The organism is Halomonas sp. NO4 (assembly GCF_010994375.1).
In the GTDB taxonomy this organism is placed as follows: Bacteria; Pseudomonadota; Gammaproteobacteria; order Pseudomonadales; family Halomonadaceae; genus Halomonas.
Window position 1 is genome coordinate 197438 of the sequence record NZ_WHMA01000003.1, and the last position, 25748, is coordinate 223185.

Annotated in this window: 23 protein-coding genes; 8 read left to right on the forward strand and 15 right to left on the reverse strand. The window is 60.8% G+C overall.

The window, feature by feature from the left end; all coding sequences use genetic code 11:
• Positions 1 to 5: 5 nt before the first annotated feature.
• From gyrB to dnaA, 4 genes are all read right to left on the reverse strand, one after another.
• Entirely contained in the window at positions 6 to 2426 is a 2421-nt protein-coding gene (gyrB, locus tag FEF15_RS04065) for a DNA topoisomerase (ATP-hydrolyzing) subunit B (RefSeq protein WP_163557871.1), read from the reverse strand.
• 11 nt (positions 2427 to 2437) lie between these two features.
• Positions 2438 to 3556 (reverse strand): DNA replication/repair protein RecF, encoded by a 1119-nt coding sequence (recF, locus tag FEF15_RS04070; RefSeq protein ID WP_163557872.1) that lies wholly within the window; start codon positions 3554 to 3556, stop codon positions 2438 to 2440.
• A 21-nt stretch (positions 3557 to 3577) separates the two neighbouring features.
• Positions 3578 to 4681, reverse strand: coding sequence for a DNA polymerase III subunit beta (gene dnaN, locus FEF15_RS04075; protein WP_163557873.1), 1104 nt, complete (start codon positions 4679 to 4681; stop codon positions 3578 to 3580).
• A gap of 79 nt (positions 4682 to 4760) precedes the next feature.
• Positions 4761 to 6239: a chromosomal replication initiator protein DnaA gene (gene dnaA / locus FEF15_RS04080; RefSeq protein ID WP_163557874.1), complete on the reverse strand. Its 1479-nt coding sequence runs from the start codon at positions 6237 to 6239 to the stop codon at positions 4761 to 4763.
• A 376-nt stretch (positions 6240 to 6615) separates the two neighbouring features.
• Between dnaA and rpmH the strand changes: the two genes are divergently transcribed.
• From rpmH to mnmE, 4 genes are all read left to right on the forward strand, one after another.
• Positions 6616 to 6750: a 50S ribosomal protein L34 gene (rpmH, locus tag FEF15_RS04085; protein WP_010626003.1), complete on the forward strand. Its 135-nt coding sequence runs from the start codon at positions 6616 to 6618 to the stop codon at positions 6748 to 6750.
• 13 nt (positions 6751 to 6763) lie between these two features.
• On the forward strand, positions 6764 to 7135 hold the full coding sequence (gene rnpA, locus FEF15_RS04090; protein WP_163557875.1) for a ribonuclease P protein component: 372 nt from the start codon (positions 6764 to 6766) through the stop codon (positions 7133 to 7135).
• A gap of 117 nt (positions 7136 to 7252) precedes the next feature.
• Entirely contained in the window at positions 7253 to 8941 is a 1689-nt protein-coding gene (yidC, locus tag FEF15_RS04095; RefSeq protein WP_163557876.1) for a membrane protein insertase YidC, read from the forward strand.
• 99 nt (positions 8942 to 9040) lie between these two features.
• A complete protein-coding gene (mnmE, locus tag FEF15_RS04100) occupies positions 9041 to 10411 on the forward strand; it encodes a tRNA uridine-5-carboxymethylaminomethyl(34) synthesis GTPase MnmE (protein WP_163557877.1) in 1371 nt (456 codons plus the stop codon).
• Between the two features lie 18 nt (positions 10412 to 10429).
• On the opposite strand, the gene rlmJ is transcribed toward mnmE, so the two are convergent.
• The 4 genes from rlmJ to FEF15_RS04120 form a co-directional block, all read right to left on the reverse strand.
• Entirely contained in the window at positions 10430 to 11278 is an 849-nt protein-coding gene (gene rlmJ, locus FEF15_RS04105) for a 23S rRNA (adenine(2030)-N(6))-methyltransferase RlmJ (RefSeq protein ID WP_163557878.1), read from the reverse strand.
• Positions 11279 to 11359: 81 nt separating this feature from the next.
• Positions 11360 to 12043 (reverse strand): OmpA family protein, encoded by a 684-nt coding sequence (locus FEF15_RS04110; protein WP_163557879.1) that lies wholly within the window; start codon positions 12041 to 12043, stop codon positions 11360 to 11362.
• Positions 12044 to 12080: 37 nt separating this feature from the next.
• Positions 12081 to 13262: a radical SAM family heme chaperone HemW gene (gene hemW, locus FEF15_RS04115; protein WP_163557963.1), complete on the reverse strand. Its 1182-nt coding sequence runs from the start codon at positions 13260 to 13262 to the stop codon at positions 12081 to 12083.
• A 20-nt stretch (positions 13263 to 13282) separates the two neighbouring features.
• A complete protein-coding gene (locus tag FEF15_RS04120) occupies positions 13283 to 13897 on the reverse strand; it encodes an XTP/dITP diphosphatase (protein ID WP_163557964.1) in 615 nt (204 codons plus the stop codon).
• A gap of 376 nt (positions 13898 to 14273) precedes the next feature.
• Here FEF15_RS04120 and FEF15_RS04125 point away from each other — a divergent pair, with 376 nt between their 5' ends.
• The 4 genes from FEF15_RS04125 (at position 14274) to FEF15_RS04140 (ending at position 19361) form a co-directional block, all read left to right on the forward strand.
• Positions 14274 to 14957, forward strand: coding sequence for a LuxR C-terminal-related transcriptional regulator (locus FEF15_RS04125; protein ID WP_163557880.1), 684 nt, complete (start codon positions 14274 to 14276; stop codon positions 14955 to 14957).
• A gap of 77 nt (positions 14958 to 15034) precedes the next feature.
• The gene (locus FEF15_RS04130; protein WP_163557881.1) at positions 15035 to 16390 is read left to right on the forward strand and encodes a sigma-54 dependent transcriptional regulator; all 1356 of its coding nucleotides are present in this window, start codon (positions 15035 to 15037) and stop codon (positions 16388 to 16390) included.
• A 564-nt stretch (positions 16391 to 16954) separates the two neighbouring features.
• Entirely contained in the window at positions 16955 to 18184 is a 1230-nt protein-coding gene (locus tag FEF15_RS04135; protein ID WP_163557882.1) for a sigma-54 dependent transcriptional regulator, read from the forward strand.
• A gap of 91 nt (positions 18185 to 18275) precedes the next feature.
• Positions 18276 to 19361, forward strand: a complete 1086-nt coding sequence (locus FEF15_RS04140; RefSeq protein WP_205598470.1) for a transporter — start codon at positions 18276 to 18278, stop codon at positions 19359 to 19361.
• A 76-nt stretch (positions 19362 to 19437) separates the two neighbouring features.
• Here the strand turns inward: FEF15_RS04140 and FEF15_RS04145 are convergent, their stop codons facing one another.
• The 7 genes from FEF15_RS04145 to hemJ all read right to left on the reverse strand — a co-directional run bounded on the left by FEF15_RS04145 (position 19438) and on the right by hemJ (position 25700).
• A complete protein-coding gene (locus FEF15_RS04145) occupies positions 19438 to 20073 on the reverse strand; it encodes a hypothetical protein (protein ID WP_163557883.1) in 636 nt (211 codons plus the stop codon).
• A 26-nt stretch (positions 20074 to 20099) separates the two neighbouring features.
• Complete coding sequence (locus tag FEF15_RS04150) at positions 20100 to 20792, reverse strand: C39 family peptidase (RefSeq protein WP_163557884.1); 693 nt, start codon at positions 20790 to 20792, stop codon at positions 20100 to 20102.
• 14 nt (positions 20793 to 20806) lie between these two features.
• Positions 20807 to 21208, reverse strand: a complete 402-nt coding sequence (locus FEF15_RS04155) for a hypothetical protein (protein ID WP_163557885.1) — start codon at positions 21206 to 21208, stop codon at positions 20807 to 20809.
• A gap of 102 nt (positions 21209 to 21310) precedes the next feature.
• Complete coding sequence (locus FEF15_RS04160; RefSeq protein ID WP_163557886.1) at positions 21311 to 22513, reverse strand: hypothetical protein; 1203 nt, start codon at positions 22511 to 22513, stop codon at positions 21311 to 21313.
• Positions 22514 to 22980: 467 nt separating this feature from the next.
• Positions 22981 to 24264 (reverse strand): glutamate-1-semialdehyde 2,1-aminomutase, encoded by a 1284-nt coding sequence (hemL, locus tag FEF15_RS04165; RefSeq protein ID WP_163557887.1) that lies wholly within the window; start codon positions 24262 to 24264, stop codon positions 22981 to 22983.
• A gap of 178 nt (positions 24265 to 24442) precedes the next feature.
• Complete coding sequence (locus tag FEF15_RS04170) at positions 24443 to 25258, reverse strand: hydroxymethylpyrimidine/phosphomethylpyrimidine kinase (RefSeq protein WP_163557888.1); 816 nt, start codon at positions 25256 to 25258, stop codon at positions 24443 to 24445.
• Between the two features lie 10 nt (positions 25259 to 25268).
• Entirely contained in the window at positions 25269 to 25700 is a 432-nt protein-coding gene (gene hemJ, locus FEF15_RS04175) for a protoporphyrinogen oxidase HemJ (RefSeq protein ID WP_163557889.1), read from the reverse strand.
• Positions 25701 to 25748 lie beyond the last annotated feature (48 nt).

Here is a 25748-nt window from a genome sequence, read left to right on the forward strand (position 1 = left end):
CGTGCTCAGATATCGAGGTTGGCCACCAGGGCATTGCGCTCGATAAAGTCGCGGCGCGGCTCCACCTCGTCGCCCATCAGCGTATTGAACATCATGTCGGCGGCCACCGCATCTTCGATAGAGACACGCAGCAGGCGGCGCGTGTCAGGGTTCATGGTGGTTTCCCACAGCTGCTCGGGGTTCATCTCGCCGAGACCCTTGTAGCGCTGGATGGAGAGCCCGCGCTGGGCCTCGTTCATCAACCACTCCAGGGCGTCGTAGAAATTGGCCACCGGCTTCTGCCGCTCCCCGCGAGCCACATAGGCACCCTCCTCGAGCAGGCCGTCCAGGGTTTCCCCCAGGGCCGCCATGGCGCGATAGTCGGCGCTGGTGAAGAAGTCGATCCCCCAGACGTAATCGGTGCTCACCCCGTGGGCGGTGAGGGTGACGGCCGGCAGGCAGAGCCCGCGCTCGGCGTCCTCCTCGAGGCGGAAGGTATAGCGCGGGCCGCCCTCGTAGGCCACCAGGGCATCCATCTCCCGCTGCAGGTAGTCGATCCAGCGCTGCATGGTAACGCGATCCTTGAGACTCGCCTCGCCGTCCAGCGGTGCCGCATGCACCACCTTGCGCAGCACGTCGTTGGGGTAGACCCGCGAGAGGCGGTCGATGCGCTTCATGACGTCACGATACTGGTTGACCAGCGCCTCGAGCTGCGCGCCGGCCACCGCGGGCGCCTCCGGATTGACGTAGAGCCGTGCACCGTCCATGGCCGTGGTGGTGAGATAGTCGAGCATCGCCTGCTCGTCCTTCAGGTAGCTCTCCTGCTTGCCGCGCTTGATCTTGTAGAGCGGCGGCTGGGCGATGAAGACATGGCCGCGCTCGATCAGTTGCGACATCTGACGGAAGAAGAAGGTCAGCAGCAGGGTACGGATGTGCGACCCGTCGACGTCGGCATCGGTCATGATGATGATCGAGTGATAGCGCAGCTTGTCGGGGTTGAACTCCTCGCGCCCGATACCGCAGCCCAGTGCGGTGATCAGGGTGCCCACTTCCGCCGAGGATAGCATCTTGTCGAAGCGCGCCTTCTCGACGTTGAGAATCTTGCCCTTGAGCGGCAGGATCGCCTGGGTTCGCCGGTCACGACCCTGCTTGGCGCTGCCCCCGGCAGAGTCACCCTCCACCAGGAAGAGCTCGGAGAGGCTGGGGTCCTTCTCCTGGCAATCGGCCAGCTTGCCGGGCAGGCCCGCGATATCCAGCGCTCCCTTGCGCCGGGTCATGTCGCGTGCCTTGCGCGCCGCCTCGCGCGCCCGGGCGGCGTCCAGCATCTTGTTGACGATTGCCTTGGCCTCGTTGGGCCGCTCGATCAGGTAATCGGCAAACTGACGCCCCAGCTCCTGCTCCACCGCCGTCTTCACTTCGGACGAGACCAGCTTGTCCTTGGTCTGGGAGGAGAACTTGGGATCGGGGACCTTGACCGAGATGATCGCAGTCAGCCCCTCACGCGCATCGTCCCCGGAAGTGTTGATCTTGGCCTTCTTGAGCAGCCCTTCCGCCTCGATGTAGCCGTTGAGGCTGCGCGTCAACGCCGCGCGAAAGCCGGCCAGGTGCGTACCGCCATCGTGCTGGGGAATGTTATTGGTGTAGCAAAAGATGTTCTCGGAAAAGGAGTCGCTCCACTGCATCGCCACCTCGACCCCTACCCCGTCATCGCGCTCCACGTTGAAGTGGAACACCGGGTTGAGCACCGTCTTGTTGGTATTGAGATGGTCCACGAAGGCCTTGAGCCCGCCCTCGTAGTGGAACAGCTCCTCCTTGCCGGTTCGCTCATCCATCAGTCGAATGGCGACGCCCGAGTTGAGGAAGGAGAGCTCGCGCAGCCGCTTGGCGAGGATATCGTAGTGGAACTCGATATTGGCGAAGGTCGCCGAGGAGGGCTTGAAGTGTACCCGGGTGCCGCTCTGCTCCGTCTTGCCGACCACCGCCAGCGGCGCGTCGGGCACACCGTGCCGATAGACCTGCTCGTAAACCTGCCCGGCACGCCAGATCGTCAGCTTGAGCTCTTCGGAAAGGGCGTTCACGACCGAGACACCCACGCCATGCAGACCACCGGACACCTTGTAGGAGTTGTCGTCGAACTTGCCGCCGGCGTGCAGCACCGTCATGATCACTTCGGCGGCGGAGACACCCTCTTCCTTGTGAATATCGGTGGGAATGCCCCGCCCGTTGTCGCTGACGGTGATCGACTCGTCGGGATGGATGACTACCCGAATCTCACTGCACCAACCGGCCAGAGCTTCATCGATGGAGTTGTCCACCAGCTCGAACACCATGTGGTGAAGGCCGGTCCCGTCATCGGTATCGCCGATGTACATGCCGGGGCGCTTGCGTACCGCGTCCAGGCCCTTGAGAACCTTGATGCTCGATGAGTCGTAAGCCTGTTCGCTCATTGACTGCTCCGTCATGAAGTCTGTGCGTGCCCGGCGGGCACCAGCCGCCCCTGACCGCTGGGCGATGGTTCCACGTGAAACATCGTCAGCGGGGCGTGGGATGACCAGGATCCCACCAGGGCATCGTGTTCTACGCTGGTGATGAACGCCTGGCAGCCCATCGTTTCCAGCAGCCGGCAGAAGACCTGCCGGTGGTCGGCGTCGAGTTCCGCCGGCAGATCGTCCACCAGGTAAAGGCAGGTGCGTCCCGTCACGCGCTCCAGGAGCCGCCCCTGCGCCAACTTGAGGGCACTCACCACCAGCTTCTGCTGGCCGCGCGACAACACTTCCACCGCCGGGTGCCGGCCCAGGCGTATGCGCAGATCGGCACGTTGGGGGCCTTGCTGGGTGAACCCCATCTGGCGATCCGTCTCGCGTCCCTGGGCGAGCACCGTCTGCAGGTCACGCTGACGATCCCAGCCCCGCGAATAGCGCAGCTCCAGCTCCGGCAGTGGCAGCAAGGCCGCCAACGTGGCCTCGAAAACTGGCTGGAAAGCGGCCATCCAGTCGCGCCGTAGCGCATCGAGACGCTCGCCCCAGTGGGCCAGCTCCCGCTCCCAGGCCAGCAGAGAATCGGGCTCTATTCTACCATGCCTGAGCAACGCATTCCGATGCTTCAGCGCCCGGCGCGCCCGGCGCCAGGCATCGAAGAAGTCGTGTTTCACGTGAAACACACCCCAGTCGATGAACTCACGCCGACCGGCCGGGGACCCCTCGAGCAGGCGGAACGCATCGGGATTGACGAGCTGCAGCGGCAGCGCCTCGGTCAGGCGCGCCAGGCGCGGCACCCGCTCGCCGCCCAGCCGCAGCTCCAGCTCCCCGGCATCGCGAGTGCGACGCAGGCCGATGGGCAGCGGCGGATCGCCATCAAGGCGGGCAAAGAGGGTCATCGCCTCGGCATCGTGGGCGATGACGTGCTTGAGATGCCGGGTGCGGAACGAACGCCCCATCCCCAGCAGATGGATGCCTTCCAGAAAGCTGGTCTTGCCGCTGCCGTTGGCGCCGACCACCAGGTTGATGCCCGGCCCGGGCGCCATCTCGGTCACTGCGAGATTCCTCAACCCATTGAAGGATATGTGGTTAATGGGCATGAGCGGGGCGACCAGCGCGCCTCACAGACGCATGGGCATGACGACGTAGAGCGCATCGCCGCCCCCCGGCTCCTCCATCAGCGCACTGCTGCTGGAGTCGGACAGCGTCATCTGGATGCGATCCTCGCTCACCACGTTGAGCACGTCGATCAGATAGCCGACGTTGAAACCGATCTCCAGGCCTTCACCGCCGTACTCCACGGCCACGTTCTCTTCGGCCTCCTCCTGCTCGGGATTGTTGGCCATCACCTGCAGGTTGCCTTCGGCGAGGTGCAGCCGCACGCCACGGTACTTCTCGTTGGAGAGGATGGAGGTGCGCGACAGCACCTGGCGCAGCTCGGCCCGATCAGCAATGAACACCTTGTCGCCGCCACGGGGCACCACGCGCTCGTAGTCGGGAAACTTGCCGTCGACGAGCTTGGAGGTGAAGGTGAAGTCGCCGGTATGGGCGCGCACATGGGTACTGCCCAGGGTCAGTGTGACCGGCTCGTCGCCGTCGTCGAGCAGGCGCACCAGCTCCAGCACCCCCTTGCGCGGCACGATGAGCTTGCGCGGCGAATCCACGGTGACCTCGGTGGGGCGCGAGCAGACGGCGAGGCGATGGCCGTCGGTGGCCACGGCTCGCACCAAGTTGCTGCGCAGCTCGAGGAGCATGCCGTTGAGATAGTAGCGCACGTCCTGCTGCGCCATGGCGAAGCCGGTGGCGTCGATCAGGTGCTTGAGGGTGCCCCGTGGCAGGCTCAGCTCGACGTCACCCTGGGCATCTTCGATGTTGGGGAACTCGGCCACCGGCAGGGTCGACAACGTGAAGCGCGACCGGCCACTGCGCAGCACGGCCCGCCCCTCCTCGAGGCTGAAGTGCAGCTCGGCCTGGTCGGGCAACGACTTGCAGATATCCATCAGCTTGCGCGCCGGCACGGTGACGGACCCCGGCGCCTCGACCTGCGACGCCACGGTTCGACCGATCAGCTCGACCTCGAGGTCGGTGCCGGTCAGCGCCACCTGATCGGCGTCGACCTGGATCAGCACGTTGGAGAGCACCGGCAGCGTCTGACGGCGCTCCACCACGCCGGCCACCAGCGCCAGCGGTCGCAGCAAAGCTTCGCGGGATATGGAAAACTTCATGGTCGGCTCCACGTCTTGTTCCTGAAAGGGTGAGGTCTGGCGTTGGTGTTGGCGAACCCGGCGCTTTTTCGGACACAGCCTAGCTGGTCAGCAGGCGCAGCAGGTTCTTGTAGTCCTCGCGGATATCCGCGCTCTCCTCCTGTAGCGCCTGGACCTTGCGGCAGGCGTGCAACACCGTGGTGTGGTCGCGCCCGCCAAAGGCGTCGCCGATCTCCGGCAGGCTGTGGTTGGTCAGCTCCTTGGCGAGCGCCATGGCCACCTGCCGAGGGCGCGCCACGGAGCGCGAGCGACGCTTGGAGAGCAGGTCGGCGAGCTTGATCTTGTAGTACTCCGCCACGGTGCGCTGGATATTGTCGACGCCCACCTGCTTGTCCTGCAGCGCCAGCAGGTCCTTGAGCGACTCGCGGATGAAATCCTGGGTGATCGGCTTGCCCATGAAATGGGAGTCGGCGATGACCTTCTTCAGGGCGCCCTCCAGCTCGCGCACGTTGGAGCGGATCTTCTGGGCGATGAAGAAGGCGGCATCGTGGGGGAGGTCGACCTTGGCCTGGTCGGCCTTCTTCATGAGGATGGCCACCCGGGTCTCCAGCTCCGGCGGCTCGATGGCCACCGTCAGTCCCCAACCGAAGCGCGACTTGAGGCGCTCCTCGACCCCGCTGATCTCCTTGGGGTAGCGGTCGGAGGTGAGGATCATCTGCTGGCCGCCCTCGAGCAGGGCATTGAAGGTATGGAAGAACTCCTCCTGGGAGCGCTCCTTGCCGGCGAAGAACTGGATGTCGTCGATCAGCAGGGCGTCGACGCTGCGGTAGAAGCGCTTGAAGTCGTTGATGGCATTGAGCTGCAGCGCCTTGACCATGTCGGCCACGAAGCGCTCGGAGTGCAGGTAGACGACCCGAGCGTTCTCGCGGCGGATAGCCAGGGCATTGCCCACGGCATGCATCAGGTGCGTCTTACCCAGGCCCACGCCGCCATACAGGAACAGCGGGTTGTAGGCACCGCCGGGATTCTCCGACACCTGGCGAGAGGCCGCCCGAGCCAGCTGGTTGGACTTGCCCTCGACGAAGGTCTCGAAGGTGAAGCTGGGGTTGAGGCCGCTGCTGTGCTTGAGGCTGCCCTCGACCTGGACCTCGCGCTCACCGCCGCCGCGACGCCCAGCGGCGGCCTGGGCCTCTTCGTTGAGCTGCTCGATCTCGCGCTCGTCGCCGATGTCGCCCCGCGGCGGGGTCTGAACCGCCGGGCCCAGCGGCGACCGGGGACTGGCCGAGACCGGCGTGCCCAGCTCACGCGGCTGCGGCTTGGCCACCGCGGCGCGCCGGCTACCCACCGTCAGCACCACGCGAGGCGGCTTTCCCGGGGCCAGATCACGCAACAACTCGTTGATGCGCTTGGCGTACTTGTCGCCCACCCAGTCACGCACGAAGCGATTGGGCGCCAGCAGGCGGAGCTCGTTGGATTCCCCCTCTTCCGCCTGCAGCGGGCGGATCCAAGTGTTGAACTGCTGAGCGTTCAGCTCGTCCTGCAGGTAATCCAGGCACTGTTGCCAGAGAGCCAGCGACACGCGACCTCACTCCGGTTGATGAATGACCGGCCATTGTATCCTTCCCCCGACGGGTTATCCACATACCGGGGGTAGTGCGGCGCGACGGTCGATCAGGTCTTTTCCACGCCATTATCCATGATATATCAAGCTGATTTTAAATCGGTTATCCACTTTTTCCACAGCCTTGATCCCCAGCCCTGCCCACAGGCCGAGCCCGATGGCTCGGGGCGGCGCACGCCACCCCGAGCCGTGGAAAAAGGCGCAACAATTGCGTCGCGGCAGCGAAGTCACTACAATTTCCGGTCTTGAACCGAATCCTCCCGGGGGCCCGTTGGCGTTCGGGTGCTGTCTTGAAGCCGCTCCTTCCAAATTAACCACGTGGGAATCAAGAGTTATGAAACGCACCTTCCAACCCAGCGTTCTCAAGCGCAAGCGTGTGCACGGCTTTCGTGCGCGCATGGCCACCAAGAACGGCCGTGCCGTGCTGGCACGTCGTCGTGCCAAGGGCCGCAAGCGTCTGAGCGCCTGATCGCGGATTGCCGGTGTCCGATCACGGTTTTCCCCCTCGGCTGCGCCTGCTGACCGCCGGGGACTACCGCCACGTCTTCGATCACGCTGCATTCAAGGTTCATGGCAAGGGGCTGCTGGCCCTGGCGTGCCCCAACCAGCAGGGACACGTGCGACTCGGCCTGGTGTTCAGCAAGCGCAACGTGCGCCGCGCCGTCGATCGCAACCGCTTGAAGCGGCTCGCCCGCGAGTCCATCCGACTCCAGCAGCACCGGCTGCCCGCCGTCGACATCGTGGTGCTGGCCCGTCGGGGCGCTCATGAACTGGACAACGCCACGCTCCACCGCCAGCTGTACGGCATGTGGCGCCGGCTGGAACGCGAGGTTCGCAAGTCGCGGACCTCCTGATCGGAAGCGGTGCCGGTTTCCGCCACGATAGCCTGCCTCGGGCAGGCTTTCGCGTATATCGGTCTGGCAACAGGCCCCTTCCCGCGGCATGTACACTACCCACCGGGCAGAACCCTCATGGACGTAAAACGACTCCTACTGTTGATTCCTCTGGCCGTGCTCGCCTACCTGATCATGGTGCAGTGGAACCAGGACTATGGCCAGGTCACTCCGCAGCCGGACACGCCGAGCGTCACCGCACCGGCCGGCGAGCCGGCGGACGCTCCCTCCGACGAGGAGGGGCTGGCCGTTCCCAGCGCCCCCCGTGCCCAGGACGAGATAGCCGGCGAGATGCCCGGCGAGACCGCTCGCCCCGACACCAGCCGCGAGCTGATCGTGGTGGAGACGGACGTCCTCGACCTGCGCATCGACCCCCAGGGGGGCGACGTGGTCTATGCGGCCCTGCCGCAGCACCGTCTGACCCGTGACAGCGAGCATCCCTACGTGCTGCTCTCCGACAGCGAGACGCGCAGCTACGTGGCCCGCTCGGGTCTGCAGCTCGACGGCTACTCCGGCCGCATCAGCTATACCCCGGCGGCCACCGAGTACCGGCTGAGTGAAGGAGACGAAAGCCTGGAAGTCGACCTCGCCGCCGAGATCAACGGCGTGGAGGTCATCAAGCGCTTCACCGTCGAGCGCGGCAGCTACGCCGTGGACGTCAGCTACCATCTGGCCAACCAGGGCGAGGAGCCGGTGACGGCGCGCTTCATCGGCCAGCTGGCTCGCGACAACAGCCCCGACCCCTCGAGCGGCCCGGCACTGGGCATGCAGTCCTACCTGGGGGCCGCCTTCTCGTCGCCGGACGATCGCTACCAGAAGGTCGGCTTCGAGGACATCCAAGAGGGCGCCTTCCCCAACCGCGACGCCCAGGGCGGCTGGGTGGCCATCATCCAGCACTACTTTGTCTCCGCCTGGGCACCGCCGCAGAACCAGCAGAACCTCTACTACGCCACCACCGACTCGCGTAACCGCAACGTGGCGGCCATGGCCGGACCGGTGAGTACCCTGGCCCCGGACGAGGAAGCCCGCCTGGGCGCGACCCTCTACATGGGCCCCAAGGTACAGGACTACCTCGAGCAGGTGGCGCCCCACCTCGAGCTCACCGTGGACTTCGGCTGGCTGTGGTTCATCGCCAACCCGCTGTTCTGGCTGCTCGACCAGATCCACGACCTGATCGGCAACTGGGGCTGGTCCATCGTCCTGTTGACCATCCTGGTCAAGCTGGCCATGTGGCCGCTCTCCGCCAAGGCCTACAAGTCCATGGCACGCATGCGCAAGCTGGGCCCGGAGATGCAGCGCCTCAAGGAGCAGTACGGCGACGATCGCCAGAAGATGTCCCAGGAGATGATGAAGTTCTATCAGAAGGAGAAGATCAACCCGCTGGGCGGCTGTCTTCCCATCCTGGTGCAGATGCCGGTGTTCATCGCCCTCTACTGGATGCTGCTGGAATCGGTGGAGCTGCGCCACGCGCCCTTCATGTTCTGGATCCAGGACCTCTCGGTGAAGGACCCCTACTTCATCCTGCCGATCCTGATGGGCGCCTCGATGTTCGTGCAGCAGTTGCTCAACCCGACCCCGCCGGACCCCATGCAGGCGAAGATCATGAAGATGCTGCCCGTGGTCTTCACCTTCTTCTTCCTGTGGTTCCCGGCCGGCCTGGTCATCTACTGGGTGGTCAACAACGTCATCTCGATCGCCCAGCAGTACGTGATCACGCGCAAGATCGAGAGCGACCCCAGCATCGGCAAGGGCATGAAGGCCAAGTAGGCCCTCCCCTTCCCGTGTTGCCGACCCCCGCCCCGTGCGGGGGTCTGGCGTTTACGGCCCCGGCTACCGACAATGGCGCTGCCGCCCGAGGAGACAACGATGCGCGAGCCCCTCTACACGCAGGACACCATCGCCGCCCTCGCCACCCCGCCGGGACGTGGCGGGGTGGGCATCATCCGTGTCTCCGGGCCACTCTGTGCGGCGATCGCCGAGACGGTGGTAGGGCACTGCCCTGCCCCGCGCCGGGCCCACTACGGCCCCTTCCGCGGCGACACAAGCGTGATCGACGAAGGCATCGCCCTCTACTTCCCTGGCCCCCACTCCTTCACCGGCGAGGATGTGCTGGAACTTCAGGGCCACGGCGGCCCGGTGATCATGGACCTCCTGCTCGAGCGCTGCGTGCAACTCGGCGCCCGCCTGGCCCGTCCCGGCGAGTTCTCCGAGCGCGCCTTCCTCAACGACAAGCTCGACCTGGCCCAGGCCGAGGCCATCGCCGACCTGATCGAGGCGAGCTCCCGCGCTGCTGCCGAGAATGCCCTGCGCTCGCTGCAGGGCGAGTTCTCGACCCGCGTCGAGGTCCTGGTCAATCGCTTGATCGAGCTGCGCATGTACGTGGAAGCCGCCATCGACTTTCCCGAGGAGGAGATCGACTTTCTCGCCGACGGCAAGGTCGCCGAGCACCTCGCCGGGGTGCAGGAGGAGCTCGCCGCAGTGCGTACCGCCGCCGGCCAGGGGGCGCTGCTGCGCGAGGGCATGAACGTGGTGATCGCCGGGCGCCCCAACGCCGGCAAGTCGAGCCTGCTCAACACCCTCACCGAGCAGGAGACCGCCATCGTCACCGAGGTCGAGGGCACCACCCGTGACGTGCTGCGCGAACACATCCATATCGACGGCATGCCCCTGCACGTGATCGACACCGCCGGCCTCCGCGATACACCGGACGCCGTGGAGAAGATCGGTGTGGCCCGCGCCTGGGAAGAGATCGAGAAGGCCGACCGGGTGCTGCTGATGGTGGATGCCGCCACCACCCAGGCCGTGGACCCCATGGCCATCTGGCCCGAGTTCGTGGCGCGCCTGCCCGACCCGGCGCGCCTGACGCTGGTGCGCAACAAGATCGACTCCAGCCACGAATCCCCGGGAATCGATTTGTCCACAGCCATCCCGGTGATCCGGCTCTCGGTGAAGACCGGAGAGGGTGTGGATAACCTGAAGGAACATCTCAAGGCGGTGATGGGCTATACAGCCACGCCTGAGAGCCGCTTCTCGGCCCGACGCCGCCACCTGGACGCCCTGGACCGCGCCGGCCAGGCCCTCGACAACGGTGCAGCGCAGCTTGCCGGCTACGGCGCCGGGGAACTGCTTGCCGAGGACCTTCGCGACGCCCAGCAGGCGCTGGGCGAAATCACCGGCGAATTCAGCGCCGATGACCTGCTGGGCGAGATCTTCGGCAGCTTCTGTATCGGCAAGTGAGGCGAGGCCAACAGGCTCCTACTCCCCCACCCACCAGTTGCCGCGGTAGCTCGCCTCCGGGCCTAGCCGTGGCGTCACCGCGGCCATGGCGCCCGCCAGGCGTTCGTCCAGCCCCCAGGGCGGGTTGATGACCAGCACGCCGCTGCCGTACATGCCATGGCTCGCTTCCCCCGGCGCGTGCAGGGTCAACTCGCTGCGCCACACCTTGCGCAGGCCGCTCTCACGCACCCCGTCCAGCAGGTCGCGATGGCGTCCCGACGGTAGCAGTGGGTACCACACCAGCATCACGGCGTGACGCGCCTTGCCCATGGCGGCATTCAGGGTTTCGACCACCTCGCGATACTCCGCCTTGCGCTCGTAGCTTGGGTCGATCAGCACACAGAGCCGCGGTGTCACCACCGGCAGGCGGTCGAGCAGCCCCTGCAAGCCATCGGCGTGGAGCCACGTGACGTTGTCTCCCAGGCGCTGCTCGGCCAGGTGGCCGTGCTCGCCGGGATGCAGCTCGAAGAGCCACAGCCGGTCCTGGTCGCGCAACCGATGGCTCAGCCAGGCCGGCGACCCCGGATAGTGGCTGAGCGTACCGGCATCGGGCTGCATGGCAGCCAGGGCCGTCAGCCAGGCCGACAGGAGCGGCTCCTGCGCCAGGGCATCCCGCGCCTGCCACAGTGGCGCGACACCCTGGCGATACTCCCCCAGCCGACGGGTTTCGGGCGCCATCAGGGGGTAGCGCCCGCGGCCGGCATGGGAGTCGAAGTAGGTGATTGGGGCGGGTTTGCGCAACAAGTGGTCGATGACGGCGAAGAGCGTCAGATGCTTGTGAACGTCGGCAAAGTTGCCGGCGTGGTAGGCATGCTGATAGGAGAGCATCACAGCGGCTCCGGCTGGGCGACAAGACCGGGGCCCGCCAGTTGGCGGGCCCCGGTCACGACTGGGAAGGCTGGCGTCGCGTTACTGCTGCTGGAACTGCGACTCGATGGGTGAGAGCGTGATCTCCACCCGACGGTTCTGGGCCCGGCCCTGCTCGGTATCATTGCTGGCCACCGGCTGGCTTTCGCCGTAGCCGGTCATATTGAGACGGTTGCGCGCCACACCGGCCTGGGCCAGGTAGCTGCCAACGGACTGGGCGCGCTGCTCCGAGAGCCGCTGATTGTAACTCGCATCGCCGGTGCTGTCGGTATGGCCGACGATGTTGACGCGGGTATCGGTGTACTGGGTCAACACCGAGGCCACGTCGTTGAGGGCGTTGCGGGCGCTCGTTGTCAGGGCGCTGGAGTCGAAGTCGAAGGTCACGCTGCTCGGCATGTTGAGCACGATATCGTCACCGCGACGGTCGACGCCGATACCGGTCCCCTCCATGCTCTGGCGCAGCTGTTGTTCCTGGCGATCCATGTAGGCGCCGATGCCCCCGCCGGCGGCCGCGCCCACGGCGGCACCAATCAGCGCACGATCCCGGCGACTGGTGCTGCCATCCCCGGAGAGCGCCCCGGCGGCAGCCCCCACGGCGGCGCCGATGGCGGCCCCGGTGCCCGTTTTGCTGCGTTGCGTTTCACCGGTTTGGGGGTCGGTGGTGGCGCAGCCCACCAACAAGGCCGCTGCGGCGAAAGTAGCAACCAGACGAATCGGTTTGAACATGTATCCCTCCTGGATAGTCAGGGTGGCGAGCCTAGGATCAGCTGGCCCGATGCTCGCCAATCGAGGCCAGCAGTTCGTTCAAGAATAGTAGACCGAGCGGCGAGGCCTGAAACCGCTCGGCATCGTCCGCAAGAAGTCCCTTCTCGCGGGCCGCGCTAAGACACGCCAACAGTGCATCGGTTCCCTGCCCGGTGTTCGACGCCCAGTCCGCCAGGGGAACCCCCTCGACCAGGCGCAGCGCATTCATGGCGAATTCCAGGGGGAGCTCTTCGGTGGGCAGCGGCGAACTGCCGGCAAGAAAACCGCGCGGGTCATGACGGCGCCGCAGGTAGCTGGCCGGCTGGCGGACCTTCCAGCGCCGCTGGATGGCCAGCGCCCTCCCCTCGCCCGGAGCGCTCAGCTTGCCATGGGCACCGGCACCGATCCCCAGGTAGTCGCCGAAGCGCCAGTAGTTGAGGTTGTGGCGACAGTGGCGGTCGTCGCGCGTGTAGGCGGAAATCTCGTAGCGCGAAAAGCCCGCTGCCTGCAGGCGCTCGTGCCCCAGGTCCTGGATATCCCATAGCGTTTCCTCCGCCGGCAGACTTGGCGGGCGCGAGTGGAACTCGGTATTAGGCTCCAGAGTGAGCTGATACCAGGAGAGATGGCTCGGTGCGAGGGCAATGGCCGACTCCAGATCCGCCAGGGCCAGCTCGGGCGTCTGCCCGGGCAGGCCATGCATCAGGTCGAGGTTGAGGTTGTCGAAACCGGCGTCACGGGCTTCCTCCACGGCCGCCCGCGCATCATCGCCGCTGTGGATGCGACCGAGCGCCGATAGCTGCTGATCCTGGAAGCTCTGTACCCCCAGCGAAAGACGGTTGATGCCGGCCGCCCGGTAGCCGGCAAAGCGGCCTCGCTCCAGCGTGCCCGGATTGGCCTCCAGAGTGATCTCGGCGTCAGCCGCCAGCGGCACGCGCGCTGCCACCGCCTCGAGCAGCCGGGCATAGAATTCCGCCGTCATCAGGCTCGGCGTCCCCCCGCCGATGAAGACACTGACCAGTTGACGGCCGGCGGCCAGCGGGAGATCGGCCTCCAGATCGGCAATGAGCGCTGCCAGGTAGTCGGCTTCGGGCAGTTCGGACACATGCCCCACGCCGTGCGAGTTGAAGTCGCAGTAGGGGCACTTGCGCACGCACCAGGGCACGTGGATGTAGAGTGCCAGCGGGGGAAGCGTGGCAGACAGGCTTTGCCGGTCGAGGAATGTCATGAAAGCCTCGCTGTTTCCTGCATGGCCGCCAACAGCGCCTGGAGCGCCCGCCCGCGGTGGCTCAGGCGGTTCTTCTCTTCCGCCGCGAGCTGGGCCGCGGTCTTGCCTTGGTCCGGCAACCAGAACAGCGGATCGTAGCCAAAGCCGCCATCGCCTCGGGGCTCGCTCGAAATCTCCCCTTTCCAGCTGCGCTGCACGATCAGCGGCACCGGGTCCTCGGCATGCCGCAGAAGGACCAGCACACACCAGTATCGTGCACGACGCGCGGCCACCGGTACCGCCGCCAGGGCTTCCAGGAGCTTCGCATTGTTGCGCGCATCACTGCGGGGTTCGCCAGCATAGCGTGCCGAGTAGATGCCCGGCTGGCCGTTCAAGGCATCCACTTCCAGGCCCGAGTCGTCCGCAAGGGCGGGCAGGCCGCTGACCCGGCTCGCCTCGCGCGCCTTGAGCAGGGCATTTTCCACGAAGGTCAGCCCCGTCTCCTCGACATCGCCTACGCCGAAATCCGCTTGAGGCTGGACCCTGACACCCAGCGGCACCAACAATTGATTGAATTCACGCAATTTTCCTGAGTTCGCGCTGGCTAGCACCAGCCGATTTCCTGCATTCATCACCACTCCTTGCCGACAGCCAGCATCGATCGATGCGCGAATCATCGGCGCTCACCACCAGCCTGTGCAAGGCGATGAGCGAGAATGTCATCCGTTCTACTGAAACGATATACAAGGCATCACAAAAAAGGCTATCCAGAGTAGTACTTTGGTCTAACAAATAAACCGCTAAAAAACACGGGATCCTCTATGCTGCTGAATCACCGCCACTTCGGCGGTACAGAATCTTTCTGGCAGCCAATATCGCTATTATCTCAAATAGCATAAATCAATTTATCTTTACAAACAGATACACCGCGACAACACTGTACTAGGTAAGTCAGGGAGCCGACGCAAGGCTTGAGAAAAAAGTGTCATGCAGGGGAGAGGCGTCATCATGGCCCACGGAAATGCTCTGGTACTCCTCGTGACTGACAGTAATCCACAGTCACAGGTATTCATCGACTACATCCACGACCAACTCGAATGTCCGGTGACGATCATACCACCCGACGAAAAGCTCTCGGATTGCCAGTACCAGCGTTGCGTACTGCTCTTGGATGTCGACCATCTTACCATGGATGCCATGCGAACGTGGCAGGCCAAGATCGCCGACGACGGTCGCATCGCCATGGCAGCCTTCAACGTCCGTGACGAGAGTCATGCAGCCGACATACTCGCCATGATGCACCTGGAAGGCATATTCTATCGCAGCAACGATCTCCCCATGATATGCAAGGGCATTGCCAAGATGCTGGAAGGGGATCTGTGGATGTCGCGCAGCTTGATGACACAGATGATCGACTTCTACCGTAAACAGCAGCGCAATGCCTATCGCCCGGTCTGCGGTCTCACCCATCGAGAACTGGAAATCATTGGCTTACTGGGTTCCGGGGCGTCCAATGCCGACATCGCCAACCAGCTCTTCATCAGCGAACATACGATAAAATCCCACCTTTACAATATTTTCAGGAAGATAAACGTGCACAACCGCATTCAGGCAATGAACTGGGCACGACACAACCTGATGGGAATCGCTCCGCCAACAACTAGACAAGAAAAAACTACGGAAAAGCACTAAAAGATTCACGAATAATCCTGCTCGCGACAAGTCGTTACAGATATTCCTAGATAGTAAATCATGGAGAGAGACAGGAAATGGATGAAAAATACCAGCTATTATCAGTAGGAAACCTGGAAAAAAGTCATCCATTGATACTTGAGACACTGAAAGAACAGGGGTGGAATGTAGATACCAGCAATACTTTTTCTGACAGTATCAAGAAAATCGAGATGGCAAAGTATGATGTGGGTCTTGTCCTCATCAATGGCGGTGCCACGCATGCAGAACGTGAGACTGAAAAGTGTCTCACCATGGCACCTATCAACTGGGTTGCCATACTAAAAGCTGATCTGCTGGAAGATAGTCATATCCACCACTTGCTGCGCCGATTCTTCTACGCCTATTACCCATTGCCGGGAAATGCGGATCAACTGGCCTGCCTGCTCAAGCATGCCGCTCGCATGACACGACTTCAGGACAGAGTAAGCCAGGAAGAAAAGCTGCATTCGGACGAATACGAAATGGTGGGGACCACCCCGAGCATGAAACAGCTTTTCGATACCATCCGGCGTGTGGCAGCCGTTGATGCGCCGGTGTTCATAAACGGTGAGTCCGGAACCGGCAAGGAGTTGGCAGCCCATGCCATCCACGAGCGTTCCGAGCGGTGCGATGGACCCTTCGTTGCAGTCAACTGCGGTGCACTGCCCACCAACCTCATACAGTCGGAACTCTTTGGCCACGAGAAGGGCGCCTTCACCGGGGCCAGCCATCGCAAGATCGGGCGTATCGAGGCAGCTGAGGGTGGCACTCTGTTCCTCGACGAGATAGGTGATCTACCACTGGACATGCAGGTTAACCTGCTACGCTTTCTTGAGGACCATCATATCCAAAGGGTTGGCAGCACCAAAGAAATTACCGTCGATGTTCGGATACTGGCGGCAACACATGTCGACTTGGACAAAGCCGTCCTGGAAGGACGCTTCCGCGAGGACCTGTATCATCGACTTAACGTACTCCAGATTCACCTACCAGCTCTTCGAGATCGCCAAGAAGATATCGAAGTACTGGCACGGTTTTTCTTCGACAAATTTGCCAATGAAAAATCCATCCAAGTAAAAGGATTCAGTCAAGAAGCATTACGACTGATGCAGTGTTATAGCTGGCCCGGAAATATAAGAGAACTGATAAACCGAGTAAGGCGTGCCTTGGTAATGTGCGAGACCAGACTGATCGGACCTGCAGATCTCGGTTTGGAGCGCCGACATACCTCACGTCATATTACAACGCTGGAACAGGCACGCGACCAAGCTGAATATGAAGCCCTCATTTCGGCACTGGGGCGAAACCGTTACAATATACAAAATGCGGCTCGGGATTTAGGAGTCTCAAGAGTCACTCTGTATCGACTGATGGAAAAACATCGTATCAATCGTGAAATGGCAGCGATATGAAAGCATCAAACAAAACTAGACACCAGAGCAAAAAATAAATGACCATATAATTCGCGCAGCAAATCTAATAACTTGTTAACGACAACCGATGGCACAAGTTACGTGCTAAACATTCCTCATGATCCTAAGTTTATAAACCATGAAAATGAACAGAAGCAGTCATATTTTATGATGCTTATCACCCAACAATACTGGGCACGCTGATGTAAGGTTATTAGCGCAAAACACATACTTTTTATTGATAAAACAAAACTTTACAGAACATCACTATGCAACCTAATGTTATAAATAGGCAAGACGCATCAATGATGCAAGCAGCATGTATCGCATGTTTTGTATTTTTATTTTAAATCAAACAATGCCTGAATCAGTCGATGGGGCCAAGTAATGATACCGAGCGGACATGTATTACTGGTCTACCAATCCGACAGGATTAGAGATAGTGTTGCCGACCAACTGCGACAGTGCAAAGAAAATATCTTCCTTGATGTGGTAGAAATATCGATATACAGACACGGTCTAAAAAAGAATAAAGATTATGACATAGTTCTCATCGAGACTGGCTTGAATGAGAACATCTTTATTAAAATATTAAATAGTTTAGAGGATCTGGAATATGCCACGCTAATAGCAATAACAAATGAGGATCATGGGGAAGCAGCACCGATAACTAAAGTCATCACTGATAACTGTTATACACACATCTTTATCCCTATCGATACAAAAGATATTACGTACATCATTGGGCACATTTTATGGGAAAAATATAACAGACTTCAGTTAAATTCACATCCAAGAATGTTAGTCAAGGGGCAGCCTGTAGAAAGTGCTAATCCGGAAATTCATAGGCTAACCAATTCCATCTACAAGGTCGCCATGGTCAACACTCCCGTACTCATTACTGGCGAAACTGGTACTGGAAAAGAGGTGGCAGCTCGTGCCATACACCATTACTCAACACGCAGGAATGGCCCTTTTACGGCGGTAAACTGCGGTGCAATACCACATGAACTCATGCAATCTGTGTTCTTTGGTTATGAAAAAGGTTCATTCACTGGGGCTTGGAAGCGCCATATCGGATACATCGAATCCACTTGCCGAGGAACGCTTTTCCTAGATGAAATTGGCGACTTGCCAGTCGATATGCAAGTTTGCTTACTCCGATTTCTGGAAAGCAATACCGTGCAACGCCTAGGTGGTAACGAAGATATATACGTTGATGTACGCGTGATCACTGCTACTCATATTAACCTGGAAGAAGCGGTTGCTAATAAAACATTCAGAGATGACCTTTACTATAGAATCAACGTGCTGCACTTGAAAGTCCCCTCTTTACGTGAACGTCTCGAGGATTTGCCGACACTTGCCAATAGCATACTAGATCGTCATATGAACGAACAGGCAGAAAACTTTGTTGGAATCAGTGAAGAAGCCATGGAATGCATGCGCAACTATCACTGGCCAGGCAATATACGAGAGCTAATCAACCGTTTGCGACGAGCGATGATATTGTGTAAATCTGAAACAATACGCCCAGAAGACTTGGCACTACCCTATCCGAACGAAAGCAAACACGAACCCTTGAATATCGACAAGATCCGCAAGCGTGCGGAAAAGCATACTATAGAGACAACTTTAATTCGATGCAACTACAATGTGTCTTGTGCAGCCAGACAGCTTGGCATATCACGAGTGACTCTTTATCGGCTACTTGATAAACACTGTATAAATCGAAAAAAAGACACGCCCTCCTACAAACGGCAACACCTCCAACCAAATTCAAAACCGTCCTGACAAACTTAATGGGGGGTGATTACAATAAACAATCATATCAACAGAGACAGGTAAATTTCAATCAATACCATACATTCAAGGGAATACCGTCATGAAACAGATTCGACATTTCCTCCCTTTGCCAATTGTATCTTTATGCCTGACATTTGCCAGTCTTGCAAATGCACAGGAAAATTCTGGCAGCGATCCCGCGCTGGCACGAGAGGCACCTGTGGGTCAGGCACCTCAACGACAGCAGGAGCAACCCGAAGTCCAGGCTATCTCGGATATTGGCGGTGTGCTGACCCCTCGAGGTCAGCTGGTGATAGAACCGTCGTTGCAGTACTCCCACTCCAGCACCAACAGGTTGACCTTTCGGGGCGTCGAGATACTCAGCACCTTGCTGATCGGCATATTCGAAGCCGAAGACGCTGACCGTGATACCTGGACTACAGCCCTGACAGGACGTCTCGGCGTCACCGACCGGCTGGAGCTCGAATTTAAAGTTCCCTATGTCTATCGTGATGATACATTATTTGCAACAGTGCAAGAAACAAACACTGACACCACTAGAAGTCTGTCTGAAAATGGTCTAGGTGATATCGAGATCGCGGCACACTACCAAATGAATAGTGCCCAAAATGGCTGGCCCTATTTCGTCGGCAATCTTCGCTATAAATCAACGACCGGGGAAGGACCCTTTGATATCCGTCGCGATAATGAAGGGAACGAGTTGGAACTGGCTACGGGTTCCGGTTTTCATTCCATCGAGCCCAGCATAACCATGCTCTTCCCATCCGATCCTGTGGTCTACTTTGCCAACCTAGGCTACCTCTACAATATTGAGGAAAATGTCAATGAGCAGATACGTGACGACGTGAGGGTCGGGGAAGTCGATCCCGGCGATGCCATTCGCCTCAGCTTCGGCATGGCCTATGCCATCAATGAGCGCAGTTCCTTCACGCTGGGTTTCAAGAACGATTTCATTGAAGAGACGGAAACCGAATTCGTCAGCAGCGATGGAAACAACCCTAGGCTCGGCTCACGCTCGCTCAATGTGGCTTCTTTACTATTGGGCTGGTCCTATCAGCTCAGCCCGGTGACGTCCATGAACCTGGGGTTGGAACTGGGAGTTTCAGAGGATGCCCCGGATACCGTATTGACTTTGAGAGTGCCTTTCGGCATCAATGCCTACTGATGACATTACCTGGTACATAGAATACGCCCCGCATGGAACTCCATGCGGGGCGTCAGTCACAACGCCGAATTCGCTATCAACGTAACAACGAATTGATGACGCGGGTATGTGCACTCAAACTGCGCAACGCCTCCATATTTTTGACAGAGACGTTGATATCGATCTGGTTGCTGATCTTCCTGTTATTTGCATTGCTCACGACACCACCGATAATGGCCTGATTGGTGATGCGGTGTAGAACCGCTGTGAAGCCTTTCGTGTCGTTCAGTGCCATGCCGGAAAAGTCGCTCATCCCCGGTAATGAGATGCCATTCGGACTTACATTCGCGACATTATTGCTTGAAGGATTAACGTTATGAGCCTTTCCGGTAGGATCGAACAGTGTCTGTGAAATGACATGGGGGCCTGTATTCCTGAACTCGATTTGTGTCTGCTGCATTACGTCATCGATCATGGATCGAACCTGGGCTCCAAAATCAAGATCCAGACCATTGATCGAGAAACCGCCTCTCAACTCGGCCATGTCAGTGCTATCGATGACTTTCAGAACAGGGCTGGCAAACCCCCTTGCGTAAGTGGCCGTTCCGAGATCCTGATGATGAGTTCGCTCATCCAGTTCATCAAGGAAACCCGCAGCCTGTGCCCCCGCGGTCATTCCTGACACCATGGCTAGACTCAGCATGGTTCCTACCAAACGCCGATAGCCGTTCATCATACTCCTCCTGCCAGTTCGCCAATTCATTTCCCCAATTCATTGGGACCCGGCATCAACAACATCGCCGTACCGATGTCGGTCCGCCGTCGCCCCTGACCGATTGGAGCGCTTGGGCGAATGGCCCAGTCTCGCTCATGGTTGAAGTTTTGCTTGGCAACGGCCATATCAGCCCTGGCGCCTAGCACCGTACCCTGCCAGAGGGTTTCGAAGTGCTCCTTGGGTACGACGACACTACCAACTGCCGGATCGCCGATCAGCACTCGGCCTTCATCCATTCCCTTGATGACAACGAAGTGCTTATACCCTCCGGTGTTGATCAATGTGATGGAAGGTGCACCAATTTTGAGATAGTCATCCAGATCAACCTTGAAGCCATCGGAATCGAGGCCTTGGCTGTCCAGATAGTTCTTCATGTCGAGCATCGAAAAACCATGGTTTTCAATCTGTTCTCGATCACCGACAGAGATCATATATTCGAAGACTTCCGCCTCCGTCGTTTCACGACCGTAATGATAGGTCAGAAGCGTTGCCACAGCGGCTGCGCCACAGCTGTAGTCATACTGCTGCGGTACCACTTGATCCCAACGCATCTCGTTGATGCTACGTGCCTCGACGTTGAAAGAGCCGAAACCGCCGGCCACCGTGACGGGGCCGGCGATAGCGGGCAGGGCAACCAGCGGCCACGCAGCAGCCATCACCAACGCAGTCCATTTCATAGTGCTTCTCCCGGTCAGGGATTATTCACTGGTGCGTAGATGCTGATCGACACGCCGGTATTCACGGCATTGCCGTTGCCTGTCAGGAAGTTGAAATTACCAATACCCGAGAAGCCATCCATTGCCCCAGCTTCGACATTGACACCGCCTGTGATGATGGTGCCCGCGGTGAAAGAGGCATCGCTGACGGCCGCTTCCATGTTCTGGATACTCTGGACCGACACGAGATCCTTGAACCCCTCACGACCGCGCAGTTGCTCCAACTCACCACCATCCACTTCCTGAAGCGTCGCAAAACCCTCGGGTTCAGACGCCGTCTCATCTGCCAGGCTAATCCCCGATACGCACAGGAAACTCCCCAGACCGATAGCAATCGGTAAATATCGCGTCCAACGGATCTTCAAAACACAGTTCATGACGTTGACTCCCTGGAGTTACGTGAACACCCTTCGGTATCGACCGAAGGCGAGCCGATGCTCTGCATCGACCCGCCTCCGGCTCGTCGCCTTGAACGACGATCAGTTGCCGATATTCACGTTGCTATGAGCGGCCACGTTGGTCGCTGCCAGCTGGGAGTTGTAGATACCGGTGGACAGGTTCATGTTGGCAATGCCGCCGAAGGTACCGGCGCCTGCCGCCATGGTGGCCGCCCCGGTGGCCAGGGTGGCATTGCCACCGGCACCACCGTTACCGCCGTTGCCACCGTTGCCTGCTTGGGCAAGGGTATCGCCATTGGTGGCAGTACCACCGCCGCCACCGCCGCCGTTACCGTTGCCGCCATTACCACCGGCCGCTGTGGCAGCACCGCCGTTACCACCGGCACCGCCGGTGCCCGTACCGGAACCGGTACCAGAAGCCGTTGACGTTCCGGAACCGGCACCGCCCGTACCACCCGTAGAGGTCTGGTTGGATGTAGCGTCGCCGCTGGTGGAGGCACCGCTGCTGGCTGCATTGGTGTTGGTGTTGTCGTCATCATTCTTGAAGTCGTCGGCCTTGGCGTAGGCCTTGCCGCTGTCGGAGTAGCTGCCAGCGTAGCCGTCATCGTTCTGGGAGTCGGCATCGCCGCCATCACCGTCAGCGTCACTCAGTCCGAGACCCAGGCCCAAGCCTACGCCGTCACCGCCGTCGTCACCGTCGCCGGCCTTGGCATAGCCCTTGCCGCCATCACCGCCTTTGCCCTTGCCGCCATCACCGCCGACGCCCACAGCTACAGGAACGGCCGCAGCATCACCGCCGTGACCACCGCGAGCGCCATCGTCGCCATCACCCGCCTTGATGTAGATCCTTGCCCCGGAAACCTTGGACTTGAGATCCTGATAGGCAATGACTTCCGTCACGGTGTTGAAGGACTCGCTCCAGGCACTGGCGTCACCACCACGGCCAGAGGTTCCACCGGCCCCGCCGGCACCACCGGCACCGCCGGTTCCGGTCCCTGCGGTAGCCGCACTATCGGCAGCCTGGCCATTGCTGTTACTGCCGTCCTTGAAGTCGTCGACTTCATTCTCGGCTTCAGAAGACGCTGCGCTGGTGCCATGGCCACCCCAACCGCCATTGCCACCGTCAGCACTGCCGCTCTTGCCGCCAATAGCGACGGCTTCAGAATAAACTGAGTTCTTCTGGTCATCGCCGAAGTTGAACTTGTTGATGGGGTTGGCGTGTGCCGTAGAAATCGCCATTACCAATGCGAGTGCAGATGTTCCCGCTAGGACGTACTTGTTCATGGTCACTCTCCATTTCTACATGCATGTATCGTTTTCCCGACGACGCAAGTCAGCTTGACGATCACTTGAACCCTAGTGGGGGGACGTTCCCTCTTACTCTGCCTTTCACTATGGTTACGCTGACTTACTGTCGATTTACATTCAGCACAATGCATGCCAGAAACGGATGAACCACGTTACTGACCGGTAATTCATTGAGTTAACGGGAGCTGTAGAGTTGGTCTCCTCGCTGACCGAGCTATCTGCCGGCGATTTCAACCCTAGGGTCTATCACAAACGAAACACTTTATTTAGCAGGCTTATTAAGAATACCAAGAGGCACGGGCAAGACAAGATGTTAACGATCTCATCCGTTGTCCCGCCGATGAAACAGGTGGGGGAAAAATCGCCGAGCGACCGCTTCAGACAGTTACAATCACGCTACGTCGCCCGGCTTCTGGCGTTTCTGGCCATGCAACAGGAAAGGTTCAGCTCAGAGCGGCGAACGCCTTCTCCGAGGCATCCAGCGTCTTCTGGATGTCCTCCGGCATGTGTGCGCTGGACATGAAGCCGGCCTCGAAGGCCGAGGGTGCCAAATAGACGCCTTCGTCGAGCATCGCCGAGAAGAAGCGGCGGAAGGCGTCGGCGTCGCAGGCAGTGGCCTGGGCGAAGTTCTCCACGCGGCTCTGCCCGGTGAAGAAAAGCCCGAACATGCCCCCAGCGCGCTGGGTGATCATGGCCACACCGGCGGCCTCGGCGCGCTCCTGGAGGCCCTGGCAGAGGGTGTCGACGCGCTGAGTCAAGGCATCGTGGAAGCCGGGCTCGCGCAGCTTGGTCAGCAGCGCAATGCCCGCCGCCATGGCCAGCGGATTGCCGGAGAGCGTACCCGCCTGGTAGACGGGGCCCAGCGGCGAGATGTGCTCCATGATCTCGCGCTTGCCGCCGAAGGCTCCCACCGGCATGCCGCCACCGACGATCTTGCCCAGACAGGTCAGGTCGGGCAGCACCCCGTATTGGGCCTGGGCGCCGCCCATGGCGACACGAAATCCGGTCATCACCTCGTCGAAGATCAGCACGCTGCCGTGCTCGTTGCACACCCGCCGGAGCGTCTCGAGGAAACCCGGCACCGGCGGGATACAGTTCATGTTGCCCGCCACCGGCTCGACGATGATGCAGGCGATCTCGCTGCCGATCTCCTCAAAGCACGCCTCCACCGCATCGGCATCGTTGTAGGAGAGCGTGACGGTGTGCTCGGCCAGCGACGCCGGGATGCCCGGCGAGCTCGGCTCGCCGTGGGTGAGCGCCCCGGAGCCCGCCTTGACCAGCAGCGAATCGGTATGGCCGTGGTAGTTGCCCTCGAACTTGACGATCTTGTCGCGTCCCGTGAAGCCCCGCGCCAGGCGGATGGCCGACATGGTCGCCTCGGTGCCGGAGTTGACCATGCGCACCATCTCGATGGTGGGAATCATCTCGCAGATGAGGTCCGCCATGGTGGTCTCGATGGCCGTGGGCGTACCGAAGGAGAGGCCGTTGTCGAGCCGCTCGCGCACCGCGCCCAGCACGTCGGGGTCGGCATGGCCGGTGATCATCGGCCCCCAGGAACCGACGTAGTCGACGTAGCGCTTGCCCTCGACGTCATAGAGGTAGGCTCCCTGGGCGCGCTCCATGAAGACCGGCGGGCGATGGAGCCCCTTGAAGGCACGCACCGGCGAGTTGACGCCGCCGGGAATGTGTCGGCAGGCCTGTTCGAAGAGCTGTGCGGATGTGGTCATGGCAGCCTCATTGCGGTTGCTGGTTGATAGCTGTGGATAATTGTCTGGATAACTTCTGCATGCGTGGTGAAAAAACGGTGATCGTCGGACATCCCATCGTCGGTCCGACCATTCTGGGCATCCCGGCAACGCCTGGCCAGCCCCGGGCCGGGGGAAGGCCGCGCCACCTTGCCGCCGGTCAAGGGAAACGGAGCCCCCCCTGAGGCCTGACCCGCTGCGGCAACCACTGCGCCGTACCGGGTTGCCAGCCACGGGCCAGGGCCTGCCAGGCCTGCGCCTGGGCCCGCTCGCAGGCCTGCGTCAAACCATCGCCGGCCGCCAACCGCGCCGCCAGCCCCGCGGCCAGGGTGCAACCCGAGCCGTGGTACCCGTGCGGCAAGCGCGGCCAGCGCCAGCGCTGCTCTCCCTCCGCAGTGAACAGCACCTGCTCCACCGTGTCCGGCGGCACTTCAGTTGCCGGCGTATCGGTCCCGGTAACCAGCACGGCTCGGCAGCCGTACGCCTGCACCGCCTGCACGCGCGCGGCGTCATCTTCAGCCGTCTCGGCCAGGCGCGCCAGCTCCAGCCGATTGGGCGTCAAGATATCCACACGAGGCAGCAGCCGGGAGCGGAAGGCTTCGAGAAGACCGATTGTGGATAACTCTTTTCCTCCACCCGCCTTGAGCACCGGATCGACCACCAGCGGCACGCCGGGAAAGCGCGCCACGACGGCCACGGCCGCCTTCAGGGTCGCTTCACTGGCCAGCAGGCCCACTTTGATGGCGCCGATAGCGAACTCGTCGAGCGCCTCCGCCATCTCGATCATCGACTCTGCCTCGACCGGCGTCACTCGGCGCACATCGCGACAGCTCTGCACCGTCAGTGCCGTGGGGATCGTCACCGCCCAGCCGCCGCAGGCGGCCACGGCTTCCCGGTCGGCGATGAGGCCGGCGCCACCGGTCGGGTCGTGACCGGCGAGCACCAGCACCACGGGGAGCGTTCGGGACGATGGCATGGCGGCTTCCTCAGAACGGCTTGAGCACGGCCAGCAAGAGGATCGCCAGCAGGGCGATCACCGGCAGCTCGTTGAACACCCGGAAGAAGATGTGGGAGCGGCGGCATTGCGCCTCAGCGAACTGCTTGAGAAAGCGCCCGCACAGATGGTGATAGCCGATGAGCGCCACCACCAGCAACAGCTTGACATGCAGCCAGCCCTGGCTGAACCAAGCCGGCGATAGCGCCAGCAGCACGCCGCCGAGCACCACCACCGCGATCATCGACGGCGTCATGATGCCGCGATAGAGCTTGCGTTCCATCACCCGGAAATAGTCGATGGCCTGGGTCTCGCCCCTGTCCCGGGCCAGGGCGTGGTAGACGTAGAGACGCGGCAGGTAGAACAGGGCGGCGAACCAGGTCACCACGGCGGCCAGATGCAGGGCCTTGATCCACAGGTACATGTCGGCTCCTCGACGGGAAGGCTAATTTGTCTCGCGCACCAGTTAATG

Bases quoted from the DNA above. Each gene is read 5' to 3' on its own strand.
- FEF15_RS04170 (WP_163557888.1), bottom strand. From the start codon at position 25,258: ATGCCATCGTCCCGAACGCTCCCCGTGGTGCTGGTGCTCGCCGGTCAC.
- FEF15_RS04125 (WP_163557880.1), top strand. From the start codon at position 14,274: ATGGCCCACGGAAATGCTCTGGTACTCCTCGTGACTGACAGTAATCCA.
- FEF15_RS04145 (WP_163557883.1), bottom strand. From the start codon at position 20,073: ATGAACGGCTATCGGCGTTTGGTAGGAACCATGCTGAGTCTAGCCATG.
- mnmE (WP_163557877.1), top strand. From the start codon at position 9,041: ATGCGCGAGCCCCTCTACACGCAGGACACCATCGCCGCCCTCGCCACC.
- FEF15_RS04120 (WP_163557964.1), bottom strand. From the start codon at position 13,897: ATGAATGCAGGAAATCGGCTGGTGCTAGCCAGCGCGAACTCAGGAAAA.
- hemJ (WP_163557889.1), bottom strand. From the start codon at position 25,700: ATGTACCTGTGGATCAAGGCCCTGCATCTGGCCGCCGTGGTGACCTGG.
- recF (WP_163557872.1), bottom strand. From the start codon at position 3,556: ATGCCCATTAACCACATATCCTTCAATGGGTTGAGGAATCTCGCAGTG.
- FEF15_RS04130 (WP_163557881.1), top strand. From the start codon at position 15,035: ATGGATGAAAAATACCAGCTATTATCAGTAGGAAACCTGGAAAAAAGT.
- FEF15_RS04160 (WP_163557886.1), bottom strand. From the start codon at position 22,513: ATGAACAAGTACGTCCTAGCGGGAACATCTGCACTCGCATTGGTAATG.
- rpmH (WP_010626003.1), top strand. From the start codon at position 6,616: ATGAAACGCACCTTCCAACCCAGCGTTCTCAAGCGCAAGCGTGTGCAC.
- FEF15_RS04150 (WP_163557884.1), bottom strand. From the start codon at position 20,792: ATGAAATGGACTGCGTTGGTGATGGCTGCTGCGTGGCCGCTGGTTGCC.
- FEF15_RS04140 (WP_205598470.1), top strand. From the start codon at position 18,276: ATGAAACAGATTCGACATTTCCTCCCTTTGCCAATTGTATCTTTATGC.
- hemL (WP_163557887.1), bottom strand. From the start codon at position 24,264: ATGACCACATCCGCACAGCTCTTCGAACAGGCCTGCCGACACATTCCC.
- yidC (WP_163557876.1), top strand. From the start codon at position 7,253: ATGGACGTAAAACGACTCCTACTGTTGATTCCTCTGGCCGTGCTCGCC.
- rlmJ (WP_163557878.1), bottom strand. From the start codon at position 11,278: ATGCTCTCCTATCAGCATGCCTACCACGCCGGCAACTTTGCCGACGTT.
- gyrB (WP_163557871.1), bottom strand. From the start codon at position 2,426: ATGAGCGAACAGGCTTACGACTCATCGAGCATCAAGGTTCTCAAGGGC.
- FEF15_RS04110 (WP_163557879.1), bottom strand. From the start codon at position 12,043: ATGTTCAAACCGATTCGTCTGGTTGCTACTTTCGCCGCAGCGGCCTTG.
- FEF15_RS04155 (WP_163557885.1), bottom strand. From the start codon at position 21,208: ATGAACTGTGTTTTGAAGATCCGTTGGACGCGATATTTACCGATTGCT.
- dnaN (WP_163557873.1), bottom strand. From the start codon at position 4,681: ATGAAGTTTTCCATATCCCGCGAAGCTTTGCTGCGACCGCTGGCGCTG.